Origin of the sequence: Streptomyces sp. ISL-87 (assembly GCF_018614095.1) — a bacterium.
GTDB lineage: Bacteria > Actinomycetota > Actinomycetes > Streptomycetales > Streptomycetaceae > Streptomyces.
Genome location: NZ_JAGGOY010000043.1, coordinates 88,516 through 113,902 on the forward strand (window position 1 = coordinate 88,516; position 25,387 = coordinate 113,902).

Consider the following 25,387-nt stretch of genomic DNA (forward strand, 5'->3'; position numbering starts at 1 on the left):
TATTGGCTGATATCGAAGTTGGGTCTCCACCCATAACACCCTCGGGGTGGGTTGACTGGCTACACAGCAAGCTACTCCAGCGTAGGACCAAACTACGCTTCTACTCGAATTACTACGACGGCAAGCATCAGAAGATGGTGTTCGCTCAGGCCAAGTACCAGTCTGAGTTTGGCCGCCTCTTCGACTCCTGGTCGGACAATTTTTGCGGTCTGATCGTGGACTCTGTGAACGAACGTCTTTACATCGACGGCTTCCAAATGACGGATGAGCCTGGCGGAGACAGGGACGCTCGGGAGATCTGGCAGCGGAACAGGCTCGATGCCGAATCCAACGCGGCCCACCTGGACGCAATGATCCACGGCGTTTCGTACGCCATCGTCTGGGCCGACGCTGCCGGCCAACCGGTGATCAGTGTTGAGAGCGCTGAGAACGTGGTTGTCCAGTACAAGCCCGGTAGCCGCTGGGACATCGAGGCCGCGGCCAAGTTCTACACGGACGACTGGGGCCGCGAGTTCGTCACCCTCTGGTGGAACGGCAAGGTCTACACAGGTACTGGCCTGACAGGGGCCTGGGGCGACTACAAGGAAGCCCCCAACCCTCTCGGTGTTCCCCCGGTCGTGCCGATTCCCAACCGCTCTCGGCTGACCGGTCCGGCGATCTCAGACCTGACGGTGGTCGTGCCCCTGGCTGACGCGATCAACAAGACCGTGGCTGACGCCTTGGTGGCGAGCGAGTACGCGGCATGGCCTCAGAGGTACGTCACTGGCCTTGAGATCCAGGAGGACGAGCAAGGCCGTCCTATGGAGCCCTACAAGGTAGCCGTGGACAAGCTCCTTCAGGCGGAGAACCCCGATGTGAAGTTCGGCCAGTTCGAAGCTGCGGACCTCAAGAACTACGTGAATCTGGTCAACATGCTGGTTCAGCACATGGCCTCTATCTCACGTATCCCGTTCCATTACTTCCTTCTCAACGGAGGAACGGCGCCATCAGGTGAGAGCATCACGAGCGCGGAGGCCGGACTAATCGCAAAGGCGCGAGAACGCATGCTGCACTTCGGTGAAGCTTGGGAACGCGTAATGCGCCTCGCATTCCTGGTTCTAGGCGACAAGCGTTCCGAGGCCCACGGCGCCGAGGTTATCTGGCGCGATCCAGAGAACCGCACCGAAGCCCAGCACATGGACGCCCTACTCAAGGCAAAGCTTATCGGCGTGCCGAGAGATCAGCTCCTCCTAGATGCCGGCTACACGCCGCAGCAGATCGAGCGCTTCCGCTCCATGCGGGAGCAAGACGCCAAGGACGCAATGGAACTGGCGAAGAAGTACCCGGCCCCTGTGCCGGAACAGCCTAAGGATTCCAAGTCCGACGAGGACGAAGCTCGTAAGGCCCCACAAGGCAACTCGGGGAATGCAGCCCGCAAGGCTGCCTGATCCACTACACAACACCGGACGGCTCCCGCAATGGGGGCCTTTTTTGTACCCCGAAATGGGAGACCGCATGGACGATACCACGCAGGAACAGACCAACCAGCAGATCCCTGGCACTCAGGAGAATTTCCCGACCATCGAAAGCCTGACGGCTGACGTTGAGCGCTGGAAGACCCTCTCCCGCCAGAACGAGCGTAATTACAACGACAGTCGAACCGAACTTGCCTCTCTCAAAGAAGCGTCCATGACGGATGCAGAGAAGGCGATTGAGGCCGCGAGGGCGGAGGCGCGCAATGCGGCTCTCTCTGAGGTCGGTACCCGGCTTGTAGACGCAGAGCTTCGTGTCCAGGCCGCCACCGCTGGCGTGACTCTTCCTAGCCCGGAGTTCCTCAATACCAACGCCTTCCTAGGCGCTGATGGAGCAGTGAACACCGAGGCCATTACGGCGTTCGTTTCATCTCTCCCCCAGCCGTCCAATACCCCCGACTTTGCCCAGGGGATTGGCCTTGGCCGTCAGGGCGACACCGGCAGTTACGCAGCCGGACAGATCAGCCGTGACGCCCTTTCCCGTATGTCCCCCCAGGACATCGCTACCGCCCGCAAGGCGGGCAAGCTCGACGCTCTTATGCGGGGGGACCTCTGAACTTTGAGGTAGCCTATGACTTTTATTACTCAGGCCGGTAACAACCCTGGTGCCGGTGTACTACAGGCCGCAGGCGGCCATTTCATTCCCGAGATCTGGACATCTCAGCTCCTTGAGAACCTGGATGACAATCTCGTACTCGGATCTCCGGAGATCGTGAACCGCCAGTATGAGGGCGAGTTCCGGCGCGAAGGCGATGTAGTCCGAATCCCCCACTTCGTTGACACAGTCGTCGACAAGGGAATCGTGAAGTCCTACGGTGCGATCGGTACCGCGGACCGCGCTCAGCTTGAGTACATCAAGATGACCGTGGCTAAGGGTTCGTCCTTCCACCTGGAGCTTGACAACCTTCACCAGCTTCAGACCAAGACGGGCATTGACCTGATGAGCAACCTAATTGCTCAGCGTGCTCGGGTACTGGCGAACACGATGGATTCCCTTATCGCCAAGACCATCCTTGCAGCCGTCGCCGGCAAGGACCTGAACGGCACCGAGGACCGCAACGCGACTGTCACCGGTCTCCCCGCTCTGCACGGAACCATTGACAAGATCGTTGATGGTGACTTTGCGGCTCCCCTGGACATCTCCGTCTACGACTTCGTTGTGTCGATGCTTGAGAAGCTCGACATCAAGGGCGCCCCGCAGGACCGCTTCCTCTTCATCTCCCCGAAGCTTCGTAGCGCGCTTCTGCGTGACCCGAAGTTCATCGACGCCTCCCACTTCGGTGGAGGCGCAGTGATGCCTACAGGCGTAATCGGCTCCATTCTCGGTGTGCCTGTTCGAGTGGCTAACACTCTCGGTTCCCACACCCGCCCCAATGACAAGCTCGTCAAGAACCGTCACACCGACTTCAGCACGGTGGACATGTTCATGGGCTCCACTGCTGCGGCATCCCTCATCGTGCCGTTTGCCGAGATGCAGGCGTACCAGCCAGAGGCCAAGTTCACCAACGCCATCAAGTCCCGCGTGATCTACGACGCGAAGGTCATTCGGCCCGAACAGCTCGTTGTTGCGACTGGTGTTGAGGCCCTGATCAACGCCCACAACGCGGCGAACAACACGCCATAAGGAGGCTCCTCGTGCCTCTGGCAACCGTTGACGACGTGGCCGCCCGTATCGGGCGGCCCGTCGCCGCAGACGAGACCGCTCGCGTCAGCGCCTTCCTCTTGGACGTGACCGGCCTCGTTGAGGACTACTGCGGCCGAGACATGGACCGGCGGGCAGGGCAGAGCATCACCCTCTACCCGGAGGGTGGCTCAGCCCTTCCCGTCCCCCTTCGATATCAGACCTTCCTCACCGTTGCCGGCGTCCTGCAGGACGGCCAGGCGGTAACTGACTACCGCTTCAACGGACGGGCTCTTGTACGAGATTCCGACTGGGGAGAGTCCGCGGTGACCCTCACTGCCTCTTGGGGCTACGAGTCGGTTCCTGCTGCTCTCCGGGCAGTTGCCTGCTCCGAAGTCATCCGCTGGCTAGCTCTCTCCCCTGGCGTGGAGAGTGAGCGAGTCGGTGAGGTCGAGGTGACGTTCTCCGGTGCCAGTTCGGCACAGACTCTCTCGACCGCGACCAGGACCACGCTCCGCCCCTACCGGCGTCAAGGTGCTGGCTCCATCACGCTTCGGCGGGAAGGCCCTGCTCTCGACCTGAGGGGGCCCGTTGTTCTCTGATCCCGTGGAGGTCTGGCGGACATCCGCGCAGACCAAGAACGCATACACCTCTCGTCCCGACTGGTCCCAGGCCGTGAAGATCTGGAGCGGCATGGGGGACGTACAGCCGGACAAGGCGTACGAGTCCTACAGCCCAGCTCGTGACCAGTCCCAGGAACGGCTTACAGCGTTCCTCCCCTATATAGCTGCCGTCGCCTCTGGAGACAGGGTCAAGCATCAAGGCCACATGTACGAGGTTGACGGAGAGCCGGAGCAGTGGGGGGCAACCTCCCGCCGGCACCTGAAGCTCTCGATCTGGAGGGCCCTCAAGTGACTGATTCGCAGAAGGCTCGGACCAGGCTGACCTTTCGGGCCGGGTGGCAGGCTGAGGCTCTGTCCCTCCCAGGCGTCAGAGACCTTGTGGCTGAGCGCACGGGCGAGCTGCTTCACCGAGCCATCACCGACGCCCCCCGCCGTGGACACAATGCGGTCCCATGGAATGCGATCAAGAAGCACCTTGAGGCTTACGTACAGCTCTCCTCCGATGGCTGGTACGGAAACGTCGTCATCGAGGAGCATCCGCGTGTGCGTCACGCCATGCTCCAGGAAACGGGCTTCACCAGTCCGAAGGGCCGGAAGATTCGCGGCCGTAGGTACCTCAAGGGTGCCCTGCTGAAAATGAGGGTGCAATGAGGATCGACGCCATCGAAGTTCTAGTTTCCTATCTCAACTCCCTTGCTGATGTACCTGAAGGATTGGTCATAGGTGATCTGACTCAGCACGTCACAGGTGAAACCGCGATCTACCTTGAACACATGGGCGGCTTTAGAGTCGTCCGGGATCGTTTGGACCGCGTGGATGTCGAGTACGGCGTTTACGCACTCGACCGTAAGGAAGCTGTCGATCTCGCACTTCTCGTACGCGAAAAGCTGCTGGAGAGGCTCCCCAACACGGTAGTTGGCGGCGCCCTGGTTCTGGACGTGGATGAGATCGACTCTCCAAAGTACGACCCTGACGAGTCGTCTCGTGAACACGTCTACTGCGGTCAGGTAGCCGTCTTCTTCACCGAGTCCTGAGGCAGCCGCACCATCACGTCGTCCTCGGGACCGTTTTGCTGGAATCCCTGGAAGCCGTGCCGGCTGTACCACGCGCCTAGCTCCTCGTAGCTGAGGCCTCCCGGGCCGGGATCGACACTCAGGAGCAACACGATCCCTTCGGCGTCCGCATCCCGGCATACCTGGCTGAGGATCTCGCTGCCCAGTCCCATCCCCCTGGCCTCGGCCTGGACCGCCACTTCGGTGATGACGGTCGGTTCATTGCTAGAAGGGCCTGAGATCAAGCTGACGGACGCTAACCCGCCGTGGAGTACATAGGTCGACTTCATGGCCACTGACCTTATCCATCGCCGTTTTCCGGCACAAGCCCCCTGTCTGGGGGCTTTTTCTATGCCCTCAGGAGGCCTCGTGGCCAATGATGCCAAGAAGATTCGATTCGCCCCCAACGGCTCCCTCTACATTGCGCCGGCACCAACCGGCGGAGCGGGCACCACACTTCCCATTGCAGTCGGTGACGGTCTTACCGCGCCTGTCGGCTACAAGGGGCTCGGCTATGTAGATGCTGGTGGTGTCACCCTGACGCCTTCGATCGAGACTCAGCCTGTTGAAGCCTGGCAGAGTGCCGTACCAATTCTCTACAACGTCACAAAGGCGAGCTTTTCCGTAAAGGCCACGCTCCAGGAAACGAACGAAATCACCACCGAGCTGTTTTGGGGAGCCGAGTGGGTACCGGTGATGGCCGGAGCGGTTGCTACGGGTGAATACCGGCTCAATCTGTCCAGCACGCCAACGCTCAAGGAGATGTCACTGGTCGTGGACTGGAACCAGGGGGCCATCCGCTACCGGTGTGTTATCCCACGGGCAATGATTTCTGACCGTGGCGCCATTCAGCTTACTCGTACAGAAAACGGGAAGTACGAGCTGACCATTGAAGCCCTCGATTTCAACGGCAATCTGGGCTACGTCCTTACGAACGACGACATTCTCTCAGAAGGGGTAGCCACCCTTCCCGGCTAAGAATCCCTCACACCTCTAGGAGACCTCTGTGACTGCTACCGCCAAGAAGACCACGACTAAGAAGACTGCGACGAAGAGCGCGGCGGCTGAGGCCGAAGCACTGGAGACCGCGCCAACGCATTTTCAGCACGCTGGCATTACCTTCGAGGTCCCTCACCCACTTGACTTCCCGCTTGCCGTCCTGAAGACGGATGACGAGTTTGAGGCGTGCGCCCTGATCGTGGGTGAGGAGCAGTGGGCGGCCTACGAGGCGACTAAGCCAAGCATCCGTGACTTCGGTGTCTTCGCTCAGAAGCTGTCTGAGGCTCAGGGCAGGGACACTGACTCGGGAAACTGATGGCGGTCGTCCGCGTCATTCAGGAGTATCAGGATGAACTAGAAGCTGATTTGCTTGAGTTCTTCCATGTTGACCTTCTGGACCTTTGGCGCGGACGGCTCTCCCTTCGCCGTGTAGGCGTACTGATCGACTCTCTGATGAAAAAGCCTGGCCGCTCCACTCTGCTTGAGGCGATGGACGAGCGAACCAGGTGGGGTGAGTCTGATTACCTCCTCGCCCGTATCTCCGACGCCCTTGAGCTATCCAATTTCCTGTTCTTCAAGGCGAACGCGGAAGACTCAGATGACCTTGAACAGCCTGATCCCATTCCACGGCCCGGACAGCCGGAGCCAGATCCAGAGCCCATAGAGACACAGTTCAGCTCCGCAGAGGACTTGAGCAGCTTCCTGGGGCAAATGAACAGCCTCTAGGGGGTCTCCATGGCCGAAGGACGCGCGCCAATCAAGGTGGGCACGGGGTACATCGAAATCGTGCCCAAGGTCACCGTCGAGGACATGAACCAGCTCCGCTCGAAGGTCAAGGCGGAAATGGAGAAGCTCGGCCTCCAAGCTGGTCGGGACATCGAGGCGGGGGTAGCCCGCGGACTTGCCGGCCTCCCCCGTCAGGCGGCCAAGCAGGCCAAGCAGGCCAAGGCCGCGATTGAGGCTGAGGCCAAGGACACTGCCCAGACTCTGGAACAGCTCGAACGGCACGTCACTCAGCAGTACGGCCAGGAGGCCGCGAAGCGCCTGCGGGAGCTCCGCGAGTTCTACGGGCAGTACGAGCGCTTGACCGAGGGGGCCAGCAATACGACGAGGCAGGCCCTCCGCGAGACCGTGCGCCAGGAGGAGCGGGCCGCGCTCGACCGTATCCAGGCTGAGCGGGACCGTGTTCGTGAAGTCGAGCGCTTGGAGCGGCAGGCAGCCGCTACGGCTCGTCAGGAACTACGACAGCAAGTGGCCGCTCAGCGGGAGGCGACGCGCGAGCGGATTGCTCTCATTCGCTCTGAGGCTCTCGCACAGCGGGAATCTCTTCAGGCCGGAATCACGGCACAGCAGCGACTGATCACGCAGACCCGCGACCGAATGCGGGATCTTCAGCGGCAGATGTCCGCGACCACCACCAGCACGCAGAACTTCTTTGGCCGCACAGAGACTAGCCTGAAGAAGCTCGGCACCAATTTTGAGAACGTCGGAAACTCCATCACGGAGACCGGAAACATTCTGGCTTCAAAGTTCCTGGCTCCGCTGGCGATGGCCGGCGGACTGCTTACCACTGTTGGTGTGAAGTCTGCCGACTCGCTCATTCTCGGGCAGCTTGGTCTGATGGGCTCCAACGTCTCTGCCAAGGACTCTGCCGCAGCACTTGCGAAGATTCGTCAGTACGGTGTCGATACTCCCTTCAGCATCGAAGACATGCAGATGTACATGACTCGGTACATCCGAAGTCTGTACTCCCACGAAGAGGGCTCCCAGTCCAAGGACCCCAAGAAGAAGCAGCAGGCAGGCAAGAAGGCGTCTGAGCGTGCGGCCGACATCGTCCAGATGATCGGTGACAATGCCGCACGAGCGGGAAACCTGGACCCCGCAATGGTGTCTCGCGCCATGTACGCCATTGACATGATTCTCGACCTTGAACGGGTTCCGACTCGAAATCTGAAGCAATTTACGGCCGCGGCCGGTATTCCTGTTCAGGAGCTGGCTCAGCTCATGGGCTATCAGGACAAGATGGTGAAGGGCAAGGACGGGAAGCCCACCAAGCACACGGCAGCCGCCCAGATTCTTGAGCTGATGGCCAACGCTAAGGAAACTGGCGGCCTTCAGGGTCCCGAGATGATTCAGGCCCTGATTGACAACTGGGCCGGCACGGACACTCAGGGTTACGCGAAAAAGGTCACGAGTGCGACCATCACGGGTCGCATTCAGCAGATGAAGGAGGGTGCTCAGCTCGGCTTGGGCAACCTCTTTGCGAAGACTGATCCCGAAACCGGCATGGTGGAGTACACCGGTCTCGGTGAGCGAATCATGGGCAAGAAGGTTACGAAGAAGGATCATTGGGGCCAGGAGAGTACCTCTTTTGAGGGCGGATACCTCAATGAGCTTCAGGACATGGCCAAGGAGTACGGCCCCAAGATCCCCAAGTTCCTGGACCTGTTCTTTGATGCCATTGACTCTTTCACCTCGCAGATTAAGACCGTGGCGAATTTCCTGGACGAACACCCGGAAATCAAGGAAGTCGCGGTCAAAATAACTGAGTTCCTCGTCAAGTGGGGACCGCTGATCATCGCCGTAGGGCTGCTCTCCAAGGTGCTCGGCAAGGTCACCGGGCTTGTCGGTAGGGCCTTCGGCCCCGTGGCAGCTATCGCCCGTGCTGCCGGCAATGGCGCCCAGGGCGCCAACGACGTACGGCATCAGACTCGTGCTCGTCGTGAGGCCCGTCGTGAAGCGCGGGACCGCGGGGAGAGCCGCTCTCAGATTCGCCAGGCCGGACGGGATGCCTACCGGCAGACCCGTACTGACCGTGCCGGCGGAGACACGCGCTCTGTTGGGCGCCGAGTGGTAGACAGCGCTCTTGGTCGTTCAGGCTCCAATGGGAACGAGCGCCAGGAGATGGCGGAGCTTGAGCGCCAGGCCCGCGAGGCTCGTGACGAGACCACCCGTCTCCGTTCTGAACTACGCGAGCTGAACTCTCAGACCCTGCGCGACATCTCCAACGCTCTTGGTGGTGGGAACACCTCCGTACAGGGCTCTGCCTCCCAGGCTCAGAGTTCCGTCAATTCAGTCCAGCAGCAGGCACAGCAGCTCAACCGAACGCCCCTGTCTCAGGTCCGTCAGGAGCTGGACCAAGTGGAGGAGGCCGCGCGCAAGCTCGTGGCCGAACTGGACCAGGCGGCTGGCAAAGTTCGAGGGCTGGACGGAGTCAACCTCAATGCCGTCAAGGCCGAGGTAGACGGCCTCAAGGCCGCTGCTGAGGACGCCGGAGGCAAGGTCACCAGCGTCAATACGCGTGTTGGCAACTTGGACGGTAAGCGGGTCACCAATGTCCGTCAGTCGATGGACGAGCTGACTCAGGCTGCTCGTCAGGCAGCGGATCAGATCGGTGATGGGGCCATGAGTGCCTCTGCCTCAGGACGTACGGCCAACCTCAACAAGCGGAGACTGACCGACGTCATCCAGGAATTCAGGAATCTTCTGAATGCTGCTCACGATGTCTATGAAAAGGTTGGTCAGGGTACCGGTGCCGGCTCGCTGGCGGGCCGAATCGGTCTCCTAAATCAGCGCTCTCTGAGCGATGTTAAGGGGAAGGTCGATGACCTCGCTCGTGCCCTGAAGGACGCCAAGGATGAGGGCGATGGCCTTGATGGGGCTCTTGACCGCATCGGCAAGAAGTCCCCGGGTGGGGGCGGCTCAGGTGGCGGAAAGAAGAAGAACGCTCGTGGTGGTATTGCTCGACAGAGCGATGTCAGCATGGCCGGGGTCATGCCAGGCTATTCCCCATGGGTAGACAACATCCCCGCCATCCTTTCTCCGGGTGAGGCGGTACTTCGCCCCGAGGTCACCAACGCCCTTGGCGAGAGCACCATCAACACATGGAACGCTCTCGCCATCCGAGGAAAGCTTTCCAGGCACGCACGAGGCACTAGCGGCCGTGGCGGAAAGCTCGACCTAGACGCCATCAAGGAACTCATCAGCCTTCAGAACATTGCCCCAGTGGGAACCGCGATGTTGAAGACCATGAAGCTGGACGGCACTTCGGATCGGCTCGGCGGATCGACGCAGCAGGGAATCCTACGGACTGGTGACGGATCGTCCGCGCTTGGCGGAAACGTCGCGGCCGACAACTTCCGCGGAATGTACGACTGGATGACCGAGGACGCTTTTGAGGTTCTCCGAAAAGTGCCGACACTCGTCGGCCAGGCAGCCGGCATCCTTGGCGGCGCCATGGCGCCTGTACAGGCCGAGTACTTCTGGAATGACGTCTGGAAGGGCAGCGGGAACATTGTCTCTCGCGGCAAGAAGTACATGGGTCACATGTTCAGCATGGATACCCTCGGCAAGGTTTGGGACAACCTGTATTCGGGCGTGGGTGAATCGCTCGGCTCGATTTGGGAGGTCGTGACCAACCCAATCGACGCGTTCACTGGCGCCTTTGATGACATCGGAGACATCGTCTCTGGCTCGTACAACAACATCATCGACATGATCGAGACCGTGAAGGAGATCAAGGATTCACCGCTGGGCTATGCCAGTCGGGTCTACGACGAGTTCATAGCCAACGCCGAAGAGGGCATGCCCAACTTGGAAGGTCTCTTCGACTTCAAGAACGGGTCCACGGTTCAGGCATCCATGCCTGACTTCGCTGCTGGCCTTGCCCCGCAGCCAGGTGCCGGCGGAGCCGGTCAGTGGGCCCCCACAGCCCTTCAGGCAATATCCATGCTGGGACTACCCAGTACAGCCCTTCAGACGGTGCTGTACCGCATCGGGATGGAGTCGGGCGGAGACCCGACGATCGTCAACAAGTGGGATAGCAACTGGTTGTCTGGCACGCCAAGTGTTGGGCTTATGCAGGTCATCGGGCCAACGTTCGACGCATACGCGGGACCCTTCCGCGGATCTCAGCCCAAGTTGTATGGGACGTCGATCAACCCGCTGGCAAACATCTATGCGGGCCTGAATTACGCCACCCATCGCTACGGCTCGGGTTGGCAGCGAATGCTTGCCGGAAACACGGGTTACGCAACCGGAACTCTTTCCGCTTCCCCTGGCTTTGCCATGGTCGGGGAGAAGGGCCCTGAGCTCGTCCGCTTCGGTGGAGGAGAGCGGGTCTATAACGACCGAGAAACTGAGGCACTGCTGAACGGGAAGCGCTACGAGATCCACGTTCACGAGGCTCGTAACGAGCCTACCGCTCAAGCCGTCATGCGGGCCCTTCAAACAGCGGAGGCGCTTTACACCAACCTGTAAGGAGGGGGCTCCATGCCAATTCCGATTCTACCGAAGCCGCTGCCGCAGCCCGTAATACCGCCGCGGCCTCTGCCTCGACCCATTGAGTGGGGCCCTACTCACGTCACACTCATCGGAGCCAACGGTGAGGGGGAACGAATCCCCCTCACCGAAGGTATTAGCGACGCTTTGACAAGCATCATCATGCAACCAGGCGCTACAGGGCTGGATATGCCGCCGTTCGGGCTTTTCTCCGATGAGTCTCCAAATCTAGATGGCTCTATCTACCGCTCGGCTCGGGCAGCGGCCCGAGAGATCATGATCCCGGTCTACCTTCGCGGACATGACCGCCAAAGCATAAATCAGCTTAAGCGGCGACTGTTTCAGGCTCTCAACCCCAAGCGGGGCTATTGCTTGATCCGCTTCACTGAGGGGGGCGACCGCGCCCGCCAGATAACCGCCTACTACAAGGGCGGTATGGAGGGATCCGAAAGCGTCGATACAGCAGGCTTCACATGGGCCAAGTACGGGCTGAGCTTCTCGGCAATGGACCCATGGTTTTACCCGGATCGCTCCCAGTCAACTCGATGGGATTTCGGCGCCGGCGATCCACTCCTCAGCACCACCGCAAGCTTCTTCCCCATGCATCTCAGTAGTGGTGTCATGGGGGTTCCCGAGGACAAGATCACAATCAGCAATCCCGGCGATATCGAGGCATGGCCCATCTGGCGCCTCCACGGCCCCATCAAGTCATTTGCCCTTGCCGGCCCCACTGGGGAACTCATCAAGGCATCCCCTCCTGAGGACGGGTCAGACCTGGTTCCCACGGGGCGAGTACTCACCATCGACACCCGCCCCGGGCGTAAGACGGTAAAGGACGACCACGGCACCAACTACTGGGCCACCTTGGACACAAACCCCGAATTCTGGTCGGTGGAGCCAGGCGACACGACGGCAGCCGTATCCGTAGTCGCCGGCACCGATAGAGCCGCAGTAGTCCTGTCCTTCTACCCACGATACGCATCATTCGTCTAGGAGGACTATGGGCTACCGAGTTGAGGTCTTCGACAGAAACTTGAAGAGAGTTGGGGAGATCGACCAGTGGATCAGCCTGGATTTCACCGTGCGCCTAGCGCAGGAGGGGTCTTGGCAGATTCTCATAAAGGACGGCACTCCTCAGTCTGACCTCATCAAGAAGGGTGGAGGAGTCGCCATCTGGCAGGAGGGCGTATCAAAGCCTCTTCTGAGTGGTCAGGTGGATGTCTTCCAGAAGTATTGGACGAAGGTCCAGCACACAGGGCCTGGCTCCCTCTACATCGGCGGTAAGTGCCACAACACCCTTGCTTACCGCAGGCTCGCATTCCCCGACCCTGGCCGCCCAGTTGGCCAGCAGTACCTAGCTCCCCTTCCTGTGAGGCAGTGGCCCAGCTCGGGCACTGCCGGCGGGATGATTTACGAGGAGCTGAACCGGGCCCTTGGTCCCGGTGCTCTTGCCGACCGTCGCATAGCCGGTCTCAGCTTCACCGCATCTGAGCTTGGTACAGGCATGGCGGACTCGCTCCGATTCGATGTGATCGGCAGCAAGCTCGAAGAGTGGTTCAAGGGGCGCAATATCGCGTACCGGTTCATCTACAACGCGAACGCCCAGAGGGTTGACGTGGAGATATTCAAGCCGCGGGACCTCTCTAAGCGAGTCCGGTTCAGCCCCGAGCTAGGAAACCTTCGTGAATACATCTGGACCCTGAACGCACCGAAGGCGACACGCGCCATTGTGGGGGCGGCTGGGGAGAAGCTTGAGCGGTACTACTACCAGCAGACCGATACCGCCTCAGAGGCTGAATGGGGGCGTCAGACGGAGGTCTTTGTAGACCGACGAGACATTCAACTGAAGGTAGATCGCAACACCGGTCAGCCCGTGAAGTCTGAGGATTCAATGACTGCTGCCGACGTAGAGGCCGCTAAGAAGGCGGTGCAAGAGGCGGCCATAGGCACTCTGAACGAGAACCAGAAGTCGGGCAACTTCCAGATCTATCCAATCGACACGGCTGACTGCCTCTTTGGCCGAGACTATTTCGTGGGCGACATCGTCACGGTGGCCGTGGATGGCACCGAGTATTCGGATGTTGTCCGTGAGGTTGCCATTTCGGTGGACGATGGCGGCAAAGCCAAGGACGTTAACCCGAAGATCGGTCAGCAGGGTTCGGGCGAGCCTCTCAACTTGTATAAGACGGTCTACGACATGCAGCGGAAGCTGCGCAAGCTCGAAGCGAGGATGTGACGCATGGCAGAGATTAGCTATCCGTTCAATGCGGATAACGCGGACGGTGGTCGAGCCATTGTGTCTCAGACTCAGTGGCAGAGCATGGCCCACCTGTGGGGCGGAGACCGAGTGGACTACACCCTGACCGCCGCTGCGTACGACTCCAACGACCTTCCGTTCAGCGGACGAGTCGTCAATGGTCGGTCGGTCGAGGTGAAGCCCGGAAAGGCCTGGGTCGGAGGCTTCTACTACCAGCTCACCGCAACCAAGTCGGTTGTCATTGAGGCGAACCCGGGCACCAAGGGCCGGAAGGACCTAGTGGTCATTCGGGCCGACATGGCTCAGTCAGCCGTCAATCTGGCAGTCGTCAAGGGCACTGCCGGCGCTTCCCCGATACCGCCCCAGCCCCGCCGTGTCGTTGGCGGTCTCTGGGAATTGCCCCTATTCGAAGTCGATGTTGCGGCCGCGGATGCGTCCGTAGTCGTCTCCAGCCGAATGTCTTTCAACGTGCCTCCGGCCGTTGCGACGCCATGGAACACACAGGCAACAGCGGCGCTAATGCCTCGCGGCGCAATGGTTTACGACCTGGACGTCAACGGGAGTGGCTCCCAGTATGAAGCCTTCAATTCGCGGGACGGTTACGTCGTAACCCGCGATCTGGGGCCCACTCGCACATACACGCCTGCGGTTGCCAATATTAACCAGCCAGCTATCCGGCAGGGTCGCTGGAGGTACATCGCTCCGAAGACGGTTTGGTTTACCGCCTTCGTGCAGAATCCGGGCGGCTCTGACCTAAAGCTTCATCAGGGCCAGTGGACCATCGGCTTCACACTCCCCACCCCGGCAAACGGCCGCATCGGCCAGGTTTTCACGGGCCACCTATACAACAACAACAACGGCAGCCCGGACATGCCGAACTTCGTACAGCTCCTTGCGAAGCTCAACCAGGGTTCGGACTCATCCACTATTTGGCTTTACCAGCAGTCCAAATGGAGTGCCGGCGACGGCATGGACGGAGTTGACTTCCTTCCCCGCCGCGGAGACATCACGATTTCTGGGGTCTATGAAACAGCCTAACCACGCAGGGAGAGCACATGGCACGAATTCTCTTCGGCGGCACCGCCGCTGATGTTGCTGAAGACACTTCCGGTGTCCGCGTCCCGGGGATCGTAGGAACGCTCTGGGATGGACCCACAGAGGGTGCTGCACGGGTCACTGATCTGCTTCAGCCTGATGGCACGCCCATTACGGTGATCACATCTGATGAGTACGGAATGCTTCCGCCCTTCTTTGGACCTGAGGGCTCCCCTGAACGGCTCTATGTTGATTTCGGTGGAGGCGTCAAGACCGCAATTCTCTCCTCTGACGTGGGAGAGCGGTTTGCCGGCCACCTCTCGGCCCCGGACCCTCACGGGACTCAGGCCGCTGTCTTGAACGAGATCAACGGCCGCGTGGGTGCGCCTGGCGGCCTCGTACCTCTTGGCATTGACGGTTTGGTGCCACCGCAATTCATTCCGGCCTCAGGACCTCCAACGGCAACCGTTGCGGCCTTCCTTGCGATGCCGGCTCCGGCCTACATCGCTCACCGTGGATCGGGCATGGAGTACCCCGAGCACACAATGGCCGCGTACGACGCTGCTCTGACATCAGGCGTTCGCGCTATTGAGGTTTCCGTGAATGTCACAGCTGAGGGCATACCAGTCTGCATTCACGATCAGAACCTCGACAGGACAACTAACGCAACTGGACCCGTATCTGACTGGGTGTATCCGTCGCTGATCAACAGTGTCACGGTTCAGCCGAAACAGATTCTGGGAAATGGGTGGGCCCCTCAGCCCCTCCCCAATCTTCGCGACGTGCTCGACAGGTTCCTAGGGAAGGTCGTCATCTTCCTCGAACCCAAGAGCAACGAAGCTGCACCGATCGTGCAGAGCATCCTTCAAACGTACTACCCAACGGCTAATCAGTCGGTCGTGTGGAAGGCCTACTACAAGTCTCCAACCTTCGCGACTATGAAGGCGCGAGGGTTCACCACGTGGGGCTATGTAGATGACGCTACGACTGACGCGGATCTCACGACATACGGACCCAACATTGGTATGTGGGGAGTCCCTCACACGATGGCTCCCACACGGATTCAGGAGATCGTAAACCGCCCCGACAAGAAGAAGGTGATTTGCTGGGAGGTCCACAGGCGCTCTCAGCGAGACACCCTTGCCGGCCTCGGAGTCTGGGGAATGATGTGCGCTCAGTACAAGTGGGTGTCGTATGCCAAGCAGATCCTGAAGAAGGACAATTGGGTGACTCAGGTCAAGGCGCCTGGCGACATGGGCCGAACTCAGTACGTTGGCACGCGTGACCTGAAGTACGACGGAACCGGCTGGGCTTTCATGGACGTTGCCGGCGACGCCGTGCTTATCGGGTCCTGCTCCCTGCCGGAATTTCCGACCAACGGCTACCGCATCACTTTTGAAATGAAGTTTGATGGCACCGTTCCCACCAACGAGCACGCGGGCATTGCCTTCGGCAAGGCGGATGACAGCACCTATCAGTTCGGCGCCTCCAATCCTGCCGGTGGATATCACATGGCCTTCCGCGGAAACGGCGACATGCAGATATTCAGTCACACTGCGGGGGTTACGAACGGAACCCAGCTTGCAACCGCTGCCACTGCCGCGCCTGTTGCAGGGCAGGTGATGTCATTCCAAGTTGATGTAACTCCTGCGAGCGTCAAGATTACTCGTACTGACGTAACGCCGAACATTACGGTCACGAGCACTAACGCAACTTACCGGGGTGGGTATCTCCACTTGACTGGCGGATCTGTTAGCAGCCTGGCTAACCGCCCTCGCTGGAGGAAGCTCACCGTGAACGCCCTGTAGGGCTCGCAGACCGACATAGGCAGCCTAGGCGGCCCCCAACTCTGGGTGGCCGCCTTTGTGTTGCCCTGAGCCCCTTAGAGGCCCCATGACCCCAACTCAGATCCTCACTGCCGGCGGAACGCTGGCGTCCCTCGTCGCGGCCGTGGTGGTCGTTCTCGCAGCCGCTCGGACTAGCTCCGCAAAGGTCTGGCGCGAGGAAGCAGAAGCTCAGAAGTCCCGAGCGGACCGCCTTGAAAGTTCCCTCAAGGAGATCAACGAGCGCCTCGCCCGAATTGAAGCCGAGAACAAGCGGCTCATCTCCCTACTCACCTCTCTCGACCCTAACCGCCTTGCCGTACTCCGGCTAGCGACCAACCCCCAGGAGGACTAACTATGTCTACTCCCATGACTGCCGACCAGTTCGTAAAGGCTCTCGTAGCCGAAGGGCTGAACGTCAAGGAATACAAGGACTGGCGGAACCATAACCGCAACCACAAGGGCGCGTGGGGCCCGGTTCACGGTGTGGTAATCCACCACACCGCAGGTACCAACTCTCTCGATCTCTGCTACGACGGGACCAGCGAGCTTCCGGGACCGCTGTGTCAGACCTACCTGCACAAGAACGGCACGGCCTACATGGTTGGAAACGGCCGTGCGAACCACGCAGGTACTTTTGCGCAGAACGCGGTGACCGCTGCGGTCAACGAGTCCCCAACTCACCCACGCCCAGACGCGAGCGAGCCTGTAGACGGCAACGTTCAGTTCTACGGGATCGAGATTGAAAACCTGGGCAACGGTAAGGACCCGTTCCCCGACGTTCAGTACCAGGCTGCGGTTCTGTGGGCGGCTGCAATCTGCCGCTTCCACGGTTGGACCGCCAACTCTGTGATCGGCCACGGCGAGGGAACCCGCCGGAAGGTTGACCCCGCTTTCGACATGAACGAATTCCGTCGAAACGTGGCTGCTCAGCTTGGGCAGTCGCCAAAGCCCGAGCCAAAGCCCGAGCCGCCGGCAACGCGGCCTGACGTCCCCGCGTTCCCGGGGACGTATTACTTCCGCCCGGGAGCCAAGAACCAGTTCGTCACGCAGCTCGGCCGTCAGCTCGTGAAGAAGGGCTACGGGCGGTACTACAAGGTCGGGCCTGGCCCGCAGTGGACTGCCGTAGACCGAGCGGCAGTTCGTGCCTTCCAGGAAGCCCAGGGCTGGTCTGGCGCGGGAGCCGATGGCTACCCGGGCCCGCAGACCTGGAAGCGCCTTTTCTCCTAACCCCCTCTTTGTTACCTCACATGGGATGTGATGCATCATCAGTAATTTCGTATCGACTCATGCCGTCCGCATCTACGCCGTCCTGGTCGCTGTTGCGGCCCTGCTCAAGGTCTACGTTCCGGCTCTCCCTGACGGCCCTTGGCTGGCCGTCGCTGCGGCCGTCCTGGGCCTGGGCCTCGGTGAGGCCGTTCAGCGGCACGAGGACACCAAGACCGTGAAGGCTCTCTACGAGGACAGCCCCTTTGCCTCGGAACTTCAGGGCAAGTCGGCTGAGTAGCCGGCACGCCCTCCGGGCGGCCACTTCTACCTAGAGCTGACGACAACGCAAAAAAATTGCCCCCTCCCATGTATGGGAGGGAGCAATTTCTGCTTTTACTGACCAGACCGTATGTTATAGACGTACCGCCCAAAGGCGGTCACATTGCCGTCAAAGTCGAGGATCTCCAGGTTCCGGAAGCGAGCCTCCGTCATTCCAAGCTTGGGCAGCCTGCCGCTAGCCGTTGGCAGCTCTCCCAGGTACTGGCCCAAGAGCTTGACGTTGCCTTCCCTCAGGGCCCCAATTCTCTCGGTCAAGGTCCACTGCTCAACCTTGAGCGTTCGCTCACACCCATTTGCGGTGCGCTGCGGCCAACTTGCCTGCGCGTACTCGGGAACGGCTATGGGTTCGTAGTGGCGTCGCGCTTCGGCTTCGGGGTCTCCCCCTCCCTTATGTCCAGGACGCTTAGCGGTCGAGGCGAGGGCTCGCCGGCCAGCAGCAAGGTACGGGCCGAGCAGCTCCCTCAGCTCCTGGTCGTGCTCCCCGGTCAGATCGATCTCGTACTCCACCCCGTCCAGCGAGAAGCGGACCGGGCCAATCTCGCCCGGCTCGAAGGACTCCGTTCCGTCCAGGTCGTCAATCATGATGTGGCGCGTGATGGTGGCCATGTCTCTCCCAGGGCATGACAAAGGCCCCGCCGGTGTGACGGGGCCTCCGCTGAAGTGCTGTCGTGTCAGGTCTTGTTGTAGGAACGCTGGTCGATCGGGTTGGGTTTGTTCAAGCAGGCCCGGCAGTAGCCCAGCCCCGCCCCCTCGCCCGCCGGTACTCCGCGCTTGCGGCACAGAGTGTTCACAGCGGGCCCGTCGCCGATCAGGCGGGCTGCGTGCTGGACACGTCCTCCGGGCAAGGCGACAAGTAGGGGGTACTGCGGTTCACTCACGTTTCCCCCGCACTGCCGTTGCTCTGCGCTTCCACCATGGCGTCATAGGAGTCGTACAGCTCCGGCCAGTTCAGTCCAGGACTCAGAGCGCTGGCCGGCAACCGGCCGAGGGCCACGTCCAGGCGAACGCTGATGTTCTCGTGGGCTGCTACTGCGAGCCACCCAGCGCAAGCCAGGTCATCCCCAGTACCGGGGTCTCCCTTGTGGCAGCCAAACATCTCCTGCTGCCCTGCGGCGGCCTTGATCATGGCACCGTGATCACCCACACTGGGCTGCTCACTGGTCTGGCGCATCTCTTCAAACCGCCTCATGGAGAAGCGCCCAACCGGGGCATCCACCCGCCAGGGGCACTCATTGCAGGGCGCCTTGCGGTGTGCAACTTCTTCGCCCACCTTGATTACCGTTTCCCTCGTCAAACCGTCGGTCATGTCTTCGGACTCCTGATGCTCAGGATCGAGGAAGGGGGCCCCAATGTCCCGGGGCCCCCTCGCGTCGCTTCTTGGGCTTGATCAGGCGTGCGCTGCCGAGTACGCCTCACGGACAGGGCCAGGTACTCGACCACGGTCGTTAACGTCGAAGCCGTTTTCCTTGGCCCAAGCGCGGATCACCGCCGTGTCCGTACCGTCCTGCGACTTGGCGGAAGCCTTCCCGCGGCTGCCGGCGGAGCTCACGCGGGCGGCGCCAATGCGACGGCCACCCTTGGTGTACGGCGCCAGGAGTCCACGCAGCTTCTCCGCCTTGTCGGAGGAGAGGTCGATCTCAAACGTCTTGCCGTCCAGCCCGAACGTCATCGTTTCGTCGGCTTCCCCGCCGTCGATGTCGTCTACGAGGATAACCTGAACCTTCTGAGCCATGTTTGCTGTACCTCTGATGAGTAGGGTTTTCATTGACGGGCTGGTGTCCGACATCCCTTCGGCACCAGCCTTGTTCGCTGAGGCTGTCACATTTAGTTGAACGCCTCAAGCGCTTTCAGCCATGCCACTTGCCATCGGACCACTTCCGACAGAGAGGCGTATAGCGTCCTTGGACTACCCGACCTGCACCCAGCCGCCTCAGGGGCAGGGAAGAAGGCGAGGGAGGCGCAAGCACCCCCTGCTTCTCGGCTTTAGTCATGGGGCCCCGCGACTTCAGTAATGGGCGTGAACTTGCCCGGACTCAGGTACCCGACGAGTTCACGGGTGTGTGCGTGATAGACGGGGTTACCGTACTGGGGGCCGCTGACACCCGCGCCTCCGCCCTTCTCCCCGTGCTCCTCGGGCTCCTGGCCCTCCTCGTCAGGCTCCAGCTCACTCAAGGAGGCTCGCCCTTCCTCGGCCTCACGCAGCGCTCCCGCAGTCGTCCATGTTCCCCCGTTCTCCTCATAGATGGGGTTCAACTTCGCAAGTGCCGCAGCAATCGCCATGTTGTCCCCTGCATCCTTGCCTTCAGCGAGGCCGTCAAGCGTGTCCAGGAGCCATCCCACCGTGCTCAGGGACACCTCGCCAGAGGCGCCCTTCTTCGTGTGCTTCAGGGCATCCATCTCAGCCTTGATCTCGGGGCACTCATCCCCCTGCATCACGCCCGTTCCATCGAGCAGTTCCATGACCTTGGCGGTCAAGACGATCTTGTGCACGTGCTTTCTCCCTCGTCTGTCGAGCGCCTACACGCTCAGGATCGGGTGCCGCTGTCTTCGTGGTGAGGGTTCTCAGCTAATCCAGCCTGGGCTACAGGTACGCGGTTTCCTCACCAGTGAACTGAGTTGAGGCGGGATCCCAGTCACTCGATAGGGGGGGCCTGTTGACCCGGTTCCTTCTTCACCGCCCTGGCTCGTGCCGGCGGAGGGCGAACCGCGGTGGTCTTCTTCGCGGGTGCCGCTGCCTTCTTAGCAGGGACCCGCTTCCGCGCGGGCGGCTTCACCGGGATCGGCTCGGGCTGCGGTTCGACCTCTGGCGGGGAATCTACGAGCCGGAAGATCGTCGGGTTCTGTCCGGGGCGCCTCTGTGCAACCTGGGTCACCTCCACATCCGGCATGTCCTCGGCAATGCTGAAGATCTGATCCGCCGTATACCGAGAGGACAGCGCGCGATAGAGCTGCGTACTGGTCATCTCCCCGCCGTACATCCGGAGCTTCTCACGAATCTTCACGTCCAACGGCAGAACCGTCCTCGCCTTCTGCACGTTGGTCTGCGAGATCAGTTGCTTGATCGACGCGATAGAGAACTCAACGAAAGCCTGTGCCGCATCAAGGGCCTTGACGTTGATTACGGTCTTTCGTTCCGCAGCCGTGAGGATGCAGGCAACGCGCATGACCTGCTCTTCGGCTCGCTCAAAGAAGCACGAGACATCGTCTGGCAGTTCCTCCATCTCGTCTTCATACGATGCTCTCATGTCGTCGTACCGCTCTGCGGCAGCGTCATTCAGGGTCATCTCGCGGACTTGCTTCCGCGCCCACTCGTAAGCCAACCTCAGAGACGCGCTTACCTGTATCTCGCTCAAAGGGTTTCGCTTGTGTTTGGCCGTCCGCAGAAGCTTGGACCGCTTAACCGAGACGGTGAGAATACGGTTAAACGAACCTCCCTGGGCTTCCGTCAGGCTCACGTACTTGGCCCAGGCAGCAGGCTGAATATGCCCGTGAAACCCGAGGGCGGGCGTTTCTACCGTCACCTCGACACGCTTGCCGTCCTTCTTCGTGACGTTCGAAACACGTCCACCATCCCACGATGTCCTGAGAACTCCGGCGTACTTCGGGCACCGGTTCGTGAGCTGGAGAGTGGTGGACCACTCTTCATCGAGAATGAGCGTACGCCCGTCCAACCCCCCTTCCGAAGTCATGGAGTCGTGTTCGTTCTCCGCCATGACTTGCACAAGCGAGGGGCCCGAGGAGATACCTCCCTCTCTGCGGAGGGAGAGGAAGTCTCCGATAGCGTCTCCCACGATCACTTGCGCAGTTGAGAGTGCGTATCCCTTGCGTCCGACACGCGACGGGCCGGCAAGCGCGGTCCACACGACCGAGGGGCGCCCGTTGGGCTGCAAGATGTTGCCGTTCAGTGCCGCCGAGTACAGGGCCAGTACGGCAGCGTGAACGCCTATCGGGTCCGCCTCCGTATAGGGCATGGCAGCTTTGACGGCCGCGCCTATGGGACCATAAGCCATCGACTTGTAGCGGGCCTCTTCGTCCATTTCCTTCCTCTCTTCAGTTGGATTGGTACGCCACACCAGAGGGTGAGCGTCCATGGATGGGGACGGACCATCCCTTTCCGGCCCTCACCAAAGAGGCTCAGCTCTCTACTCGCCCAAAATCAGGTCCATCAGTTCCGTCATGGCGACTTCCGCACTAGTTGCGGAATCCCTGAACATCGCAGCACAGTGCTTGAGGCCGAAGTTCGTCATCATGGAAGTGTCCTGATGCTCCTTCACCGCAGGGTCAGCTTGTCCAGCCTCATAGTCCTTCTGCGCTACGTCAGCCGCTTCGTTCATCCGCCGGACGTAAACCTCAAGGGCGGTACGTAGGATGGTTTCCCTCCTTCGCAGGAATTCGTCTGACTTGGCCAGCCTCTTTGCGATATCGGCAGCCATGTATACGGTCACTTGTTGCCCCTTCCGTTCTGCTTCCTGAGTTCGAGCTGAAAGGCACGTGCAGCTTCGCGTACGAGAGCGCGAGCCGCAGAAAGCGGTACGGCGTAAGAGTTCGCCGCAACACCCAGGGACTCACACAGAGACCCGTAGGCCGCCATGCGCTCACAAGCAGTTGCCTGAGCGGCAGCCTTCCGGCCGCCCTCCCTGGCAGTTCTCGCGTCCAGGATTAGGGCTCTCATCGCGCTCACGCGGTGGCCCGCTCTACCGACCACCAGGCCAACTCGTTGCCCTGAATCGCCCAGACGTCGTTTCGGTCAACGACCCAACCGCCCTGCCACTTATGGGTAGTCAGGAAGCTTCGAGGCACAAAATTTTCCTCCCAAACCTCTTCGAGGTTTATGACTGTTCCCTGCCAGTGGTAAACAGTGCGGTCTCTGCGGACAGAGACGTGGGGGGCACCTTCAATCAGCACTCGCATACCCCACTCGCACACGATGTCTCCGGATCGAAGCCCTGAGCTGTCCACCAAAAGCCTGACTATTGAGGTACTCACTTGCCCCCCTTGGGTTCATCGGACTTCTTCGCGAGCTTCTCCGGCACCCACTGAAATCCGATGTTTTTCACGTACTCACCCGCGAGCGAAACAGGGTCAACGACCCAATCCGCCGTAATGACCTTGAACGGACCAAGAATCTGGGCCGCAAGGACATCCAGGAACGTGTCCCCCACGGTGCCGGCGGGCATCGGCTCCGCCCGGATTCCCCCGTACGTGCCGTGCTCCCTCAGGTCCGCCGCAGTTCGCACGGTGACCTCTACCCGAGAAACCCTGGGCGTCCAGTGGATATCAACGCGGTAGGCAAAACCATCAGTCTCACCGACTGCCATGTGCGTGTGTTCCATTCGCTTCCTCTCGTGAGTAGACCGAGCAAGGGATACGGGGATCATCCCTTTCCCCGTATCCCAAGCTCAGACGGCTAGCGAGCGTTCTTCAGCGCCTCAACGGCGGCCGTCTGAAGATCCTTGGACAGGCAGCCCTTGTGTCGCCTGGCACGGCGCATGGTCGGGTAGCCAGGGGTCATTGCTGAACCCCCGGCCCCCTCAGAACCGGGCGTGCGGCTTTCACCGCACCCGGCTCAAGCACGTCCTGTGGGCTGCTCTGCGCCTTGCCCTCAAGGGCATGGCGCTGGTGGTGGCACTGCGTGTGCAGGAGCACCAGGTTCTTGTAGTCGTTGGTCCCGCCGTGCACCCGATGGATCTTGTGGTGCACGTTCAGGGCCTTTCGGCGCGCGTCGAACCAGGCGATCCAGTCGTGGACGTTGTCCGGTTCGAACTCTGCGCCTTCTACAAGATCCAGACCGCATTCCGGGCAGAGACCCTTCTGCTTCGCTGCCAGAGACTGGAGAAACTTGCTCTCCGTCTCCAACTTGCTCCGCTTGCTGGCCCTGTCCTTCCAGTACTGCGTCAGCGCCGGGTCATCCTTCGAATGTGAATCCATGACCGGGACGTGACGGACGATCTTCGTGTGGGTTGCCGGAGTGATGTACCCCGCGTCGTCCCCGAAGATCCAGCGGTTCTTACTTCCCTTGATCCGCTGTTTCCAGTAGTGGTTGGCGATCCAGACCCTTCCCTTCCTCCTGTGGTTCCTGTTCGCCCACTGCCATAGCTGGTTGAACAGAAGCCAGTCGAGGTGTTTGAAGGCATCCTTTGAACTCCACGGCCGGTAGTACGCGGTCCATCCCCGGATGAACGAGTTCACGTGGCCAATCAGACGCTTGGTTTCGTGTCCCCGGTTCTCCCGGATGATTTCCCTGATACGTGCCGCAGCTTTCTTCATGGCGTCCTTGCTCGGCCTGATGAGAGTTACGCCGTTGCTGTACCGGCGGACGTTGCCCCCCAGGAAGTCAAAGCCTTCGGTGAGGTGGACGACTCGCGTCTTTTCCTCGTTGAAGGCCACCCCCCTCGGTTTGAACCATTCCGCCAGCCGTCGCTTTGACTCATACGCCTGCTCCTCCGTGTGACACATGACCACGAAGTCGTCCGCGTATCTCACCAGTGCGGGAGAGTCTTCCTTGACTGCCCTGTGGGCACCCTTCTTGCGGTAGACCACACCCGCTGCCTTTTCCATCCCGTGGAGGGCAATGTTCAGGAGAAGAGGACTGATGACGCCACCCTGCGGAGTTCCCTCCGTGGTGGGCGCGAACTTCCCCTTGTCCATTACCCCCGCCTTCAGCCATCCCAGGATCATTTCCCTTCCGGGGAACTTTCCGAGGGACGTCATCAGGTGCTGGTGGCTGATGCCGTCGAACGCCGCCGAAAGGTCGGCGTCCAGCACCCACACCCTGTGGGCCTGCTTCTTGCCAGCGATCTGGTAGATCGCTGCCATCGCGTCGTGGCAGCCCCGTCCGGGGCGGAAGCCGTAGCTCCTCGCCTCGAAGCGGGCCTCCCACTCGGGCTCCAAGGCGTTCTTGACCCTGGCCTGCTGTACCCGGTCACGGATGACCGGGATGCCCAGCGGCCTGGTCTTGCCGTTGGCCTTCGGGATGTAAACACGCTTTACCGGTGACGACTTCACGTTCTTCTCCGCGATCAGATGCCTCGCGAGGAGGCCCCTTTCCTGCGGAGTGAGCGCTGTGTCGCCATCCACGCCGGCCGTCTTTCGCCCCCGGCTCACCTGCGTTACCCGCCGGACACTCAGCAGAGTGTTCGCCGTCGAGCGCAACATGAGCTTCTGGAGGTTCCTGACCTTCGGCATGTCGTATTCCTGAGCAGCCTTGAAGATCCTCTGCCTAAGCCTTCTTACGTCCGCATCCACCCGGTTCCAGTCAATGCTGTGCCAGGTTTCGGCGTCGTCGCCGGTTTCGTTCCAGAAGGACTTCCGTCCCGCGTTCTCGTCCATCTGTCCTCCCTGTCTAACGTGCACCGTCGTTATGTCGGCGTTGGTTTGCTGGTTCTTCAAGGACGAACCTGGTCCGCGTGGGCCCCCTTTCGGGTCCGGCCATGAGGCCGGTATCCACCAGGTTATAGCTGGAGGGTGGAGACCCTTTGTCCAGCCTTTCCCCTGAGCTTTCGCCCCAGTGGCATTCGCTTCTCGGACCATCCTGCGCCCGCAGAGGTTCTGTGCCTTTGTTGCCTCCGGCCTACCCCCATTTCTGGGGGACCTCTACGGGGTTGTCTAGTTCCACACAATCAAGTTGCGTTCGGGGTG

General features: G+C 60.7%; 24 protein-coding genes. 15 read left to right on the top strand and 9 right to left on the bottom strand.

Annotation, left to right across the window (positions count from 1 at the left end):
* Positions 1–2 precede the first annotated feature (2 nt).
* The 6 genes from J7I97_RS16760 (at position 3) to J7I97_RS16785 (ending at position 4,789) form a co-directional block, all read left to right on the top strand.
* Entirely contained in the window at positions 3–1,427 is a 1,425-nt protein-coding gene (locus tag J7I97_RS16760; RefSeq protein ID WP_251058864.1) for a phage portal protein, read from the top strand.
* A 67-nt stretch (positions 1,428–1,494) separates the two neighbouring features.
* Complete coding sequence (locus tag J7I97_RS16765; protein WP_214935624.1) at positions 1,495–2,067, top strand: hypothetical protein; 573 nt, start codon at positions 1,495–1,497, stop codon at positions 2,065–2,067.
* 15 nt (positions 2,068–2,082) lie between these two features.
* On the top strand, positions 2,083–3,135 hold the full coding sequence (locus tag J7I97_RS16770) for a hypothetical protein (protein WP_251058865.1): 1,053 nt from the start codon (positions 2,083–2,085) through the stop codon (positions 3,133–3,135).
* Positions 3,136–3,146: 11 nt separating this feature from the next.
* Positions 3,147–3,734, top strand: coding sequence for a phage gp6-like head-tail connector protein (locus tag J7I97_RS16775; protein ID WP_214935626.1), 588 nt, complete (start codon positions 3,147–3,149; stop codon positions 3,732–3,734).
* Positions 3,724–4,047 (top strand): head-tail adaptor protein, encoded by a 324-nt coding sequence (locus tag J7I97_RS16780; protein ID WP_214935628.1) that lies wholly within the window; start codon positions 3,724–3,726, stop codon positions 4,045–4,047. Before J7I97_RS16775 ends, J7I97_RS16780 begins: the two co-directional genes overlap by 11 nt.
* 355 nt (positions 4,048–4,402) lie before the next feature.
* A complete protein-coding gene (locus J7I97_RS16785; RefSeq protein ID WP_214935630.1) occupies positions 4,403–4,789 on the top strand; it encodes a hypothetical protein in 387 nt (128 codons plus the stop codon).
* On the opposite strand, the gene J7I97_RS16790 is transcribed toward J7I97_RS16785, so the two are convergent.
* Positions 4,759–5,097, bottom strand: coding sequence for a GNAT family N-acetyltransferase (locus J7I97_RS16790; protein WP_214935632.1), 339 nt, complete (start codon positions 5,095–5,097; stop codon positions 4,759–4,761). The genes J7I97_RS16785 and J7I97_RS16790 overlap by 31 nt on opposite strands.
* Before the next feature lie 79 nt (positions 5,098–5,176).
* Here J7I97_RS16790 and J7I97_RS16795 point away from each other — a divergent pair, with 79 nt between their 5' ends.
* The 9 genes from J7I97_RS16795 (at position 5,177) to J7I97_RS16835 (ending at position 17,431) form a co-directional block, all read left to right on the top strand.
* A complete protein-coding gene (locus tag J7I97_RS16795; protein WP_251058866.1) occupies positions 5,177–5,785 on the top strand; it encodes a hypothetical protein in 609 nt (202 codons plus the stop codon).
* A gap of 28 nt (positions 5,786–5,813) precedes the next feature.
* Positions 5,814–6,122, top strand: a complete 309-nt coding sequence (locus tag J7I97_RS16800) for a hypothetical protein (RefSeq protein WP_214935634.1) — start codon at positions 5,814–5,816, stop codon at positions 6,120–6,122.
* Positions 6,122–6,532 carry a hypothetical protein gene (locus J7I97_RS38550; protein ID WP_251058867.1) on the top strand — a complete coding sequence of 137 codons (411 nt, stop codon included), beginning with the start codon at positions 6,122–6,124 and terminating at the stop codon, positions 6,530–6,532. The genes J7I97_RS16800 and J7I97_RS38550 overlap by 1 nt, the downstream gene beginning before the upstream one ends.
* Before the next feature lie 9 nt (positions 6,533–6,541).
* Positions 6,542–11,065, top strand: a complete 4,524-nt coding sequence (locus J7I97_RS38555; RefSeq protein ID WP_251058868.1) for a transglycosylase SLT domain-containing protein — start codon at positions 6,542–6,544, stop codon at positions 11,063–11,065.
* A 168-nt stretch (positions 11,066–11,233) separates the two neighbouring features.
* Positions 11,234–12,079, top strand: a complete 846-nt coding sequence (locus tag J7I97_RS16815) for a phage tail domain-containing protein (RefSeq protein ID WP_251058869.1) — start codon at positions 11,234–11,236, stop codon at positions 12,077–12,079.
* Positions 12,080–12,086: 7 nt separating this feature from the next.
* Positions 12,087–13,322, top strand: coding sequence for a siphovirus ReqiPepy6 Gp37-like family protein (locus J7I97_RS16820; protein ID WP_214935638.1), 1,236 nt, complete (start codon positions 12,087–12,089; stop codon positions 13,320–13,322).
* A 3-nt stretch (positions 13,323–13,325) separates the two neighbouring features.
* Positions 13,326–14,381 carry a hypothetical protein gene (locus tag J7I97_RS16825; RefSeq protein ID WP_214935640.1) on the top strand — a complete coding sequence of 352 codons (1,056 nt, stop codon included), beginning with the start codon at positions 13,326–13,328 and terminating at the stop codon, positions 14,379–14,381.
* Between the two features lie 17 nt (positions 14,382–14,398).
* Entirely contained in the window at positions 14,399–16,186 is a 1,788-nt protein-coding gene (locus J7I97_RS16830) for a glycerophosphodiester phosphodiesterase (RefSeq protein ID WP_214935642.1), read from the top strand.
* Positions 16,187–16,570: 384 nt separating this feature from the next.
* The gene (locus J7I97_RS16835; RefSeq protein WP_308378357.1) at positions 16,571–17,431 is read left to right on the top strand and encodes a peptidoglycan-binding protein; all 861 of its coding nucleotides are present in this window, start codon (positions 16,571–16,573) and stop codon (positions 17,429–17,431) included.
* Positions 17,432–17,803: 372 nt separating this feature from the next.
* Here the strand turns inward: J7I97_RS16835 and J7I97_RS16840 are convergent, their stop codons facing one another.
* From J7I97_RS16840 to ltrA, 8 genes are all read right to left on the bottom strand, one after another.
* Positions 17,804–18,355: a histone-like nucleoid-structuring protein Lsr2 gene (locus tag J7I97_RS16840; protein ID WP_214935646.1), complete on the bottom strand. Its 552-nt coding sequence runs from the start codon at positions 18,353–18,355 to the stop codon at positions 17,804–17,806.
* Between the two features lie 268 nt (positions 18,356–18,623).
* Positions 18,624–19,055, bottom strand: coding sequence for a DUF6283 family protein (locus J7I97_RS16845; RefSeq protein WP_214935648.1), 432 nt, complete (start codon positions 19,053–19,055; stop codon positions 18,624–18,626).
* A gap of 81 nt (positions 19,056–19,136) precedes the next feature.
* The gene (locus tag J7I97_RS16850; protein ID WP_214935650.1) at positions 19,137–19,481 is read right to left on the bottom strand and encodes an Lsr2 family protein; all 345 of its coding nucleotides are present in this window, start codon (positions 19,479–19,481) and stop codon (positions 19,137–19,139) included.
* A gap of 251 nt (positions 19,482–19,732) precedes the next feature.
* Positions 19,733–20,239 carry a hypothetical protein gene (locus J7I97_RS16855; RefSeq protein WP_214935652.1) on the bottom strand — a complete coding sequence of 169 codons (507 nt, stop codon included), beginning with the start codon at positions 20,237–20,239 and terminating at the stop codon, positions 19,733–19,735.
* A gap of 143 nt (positions 20,240–20,382) precedes the next feature.
* On the bottom strand, positions 20,383–21,786 hold the full coding sequence (locus J7I97_RS16860) for a DUF3987 domain-containing protein (RefSeq protein WP_214935654.1): 1,404 nt from the start codon (positions 21,784–21,786) through the stop codon (positions 20,383–20,385).
* A 105-nt stretch (positions 21,787–21,891) separates the two neighbouring features.
* Entirely contained in the window at positions 21,892–22,194 is a 303-nt protein-coding gene (locus J7I97_RS16865) for a hypothetical protein (protein ID WP_214935656.1), read from the bottom strand.
* A 537-nt stretch (positions 22,195–22,731) separates the two neighbouring features.
* Positions 22,732–23,082 carry a hypothetical protein gene (locus J7I97_RS16870; RefSeq protein WP_214935658.1) on the bottom strand — a complete coding sequence of 117 codons (351 nt, stop codon included), beginning with the start codon at positions 23,080–23,082 and terminating at the stop codon, positions 22,732–22,734.
* A gap of 175 nt (positions 23,083–23,257) precedes the next feature.
* A complete protein-coding gene (gene ltrA / locus J7I97_RS16875; RefSeq protein ID WP_214935660.1) occupies positions 23,258–25,078 on the bottom strand; it encodes a group II intron reverse transcriptase/maturase in 1,821 nt (606 codons plus the stop codon).
* Between the last annotated feature and the right edge of the window lie 309 nt (positions 25,079–25,387).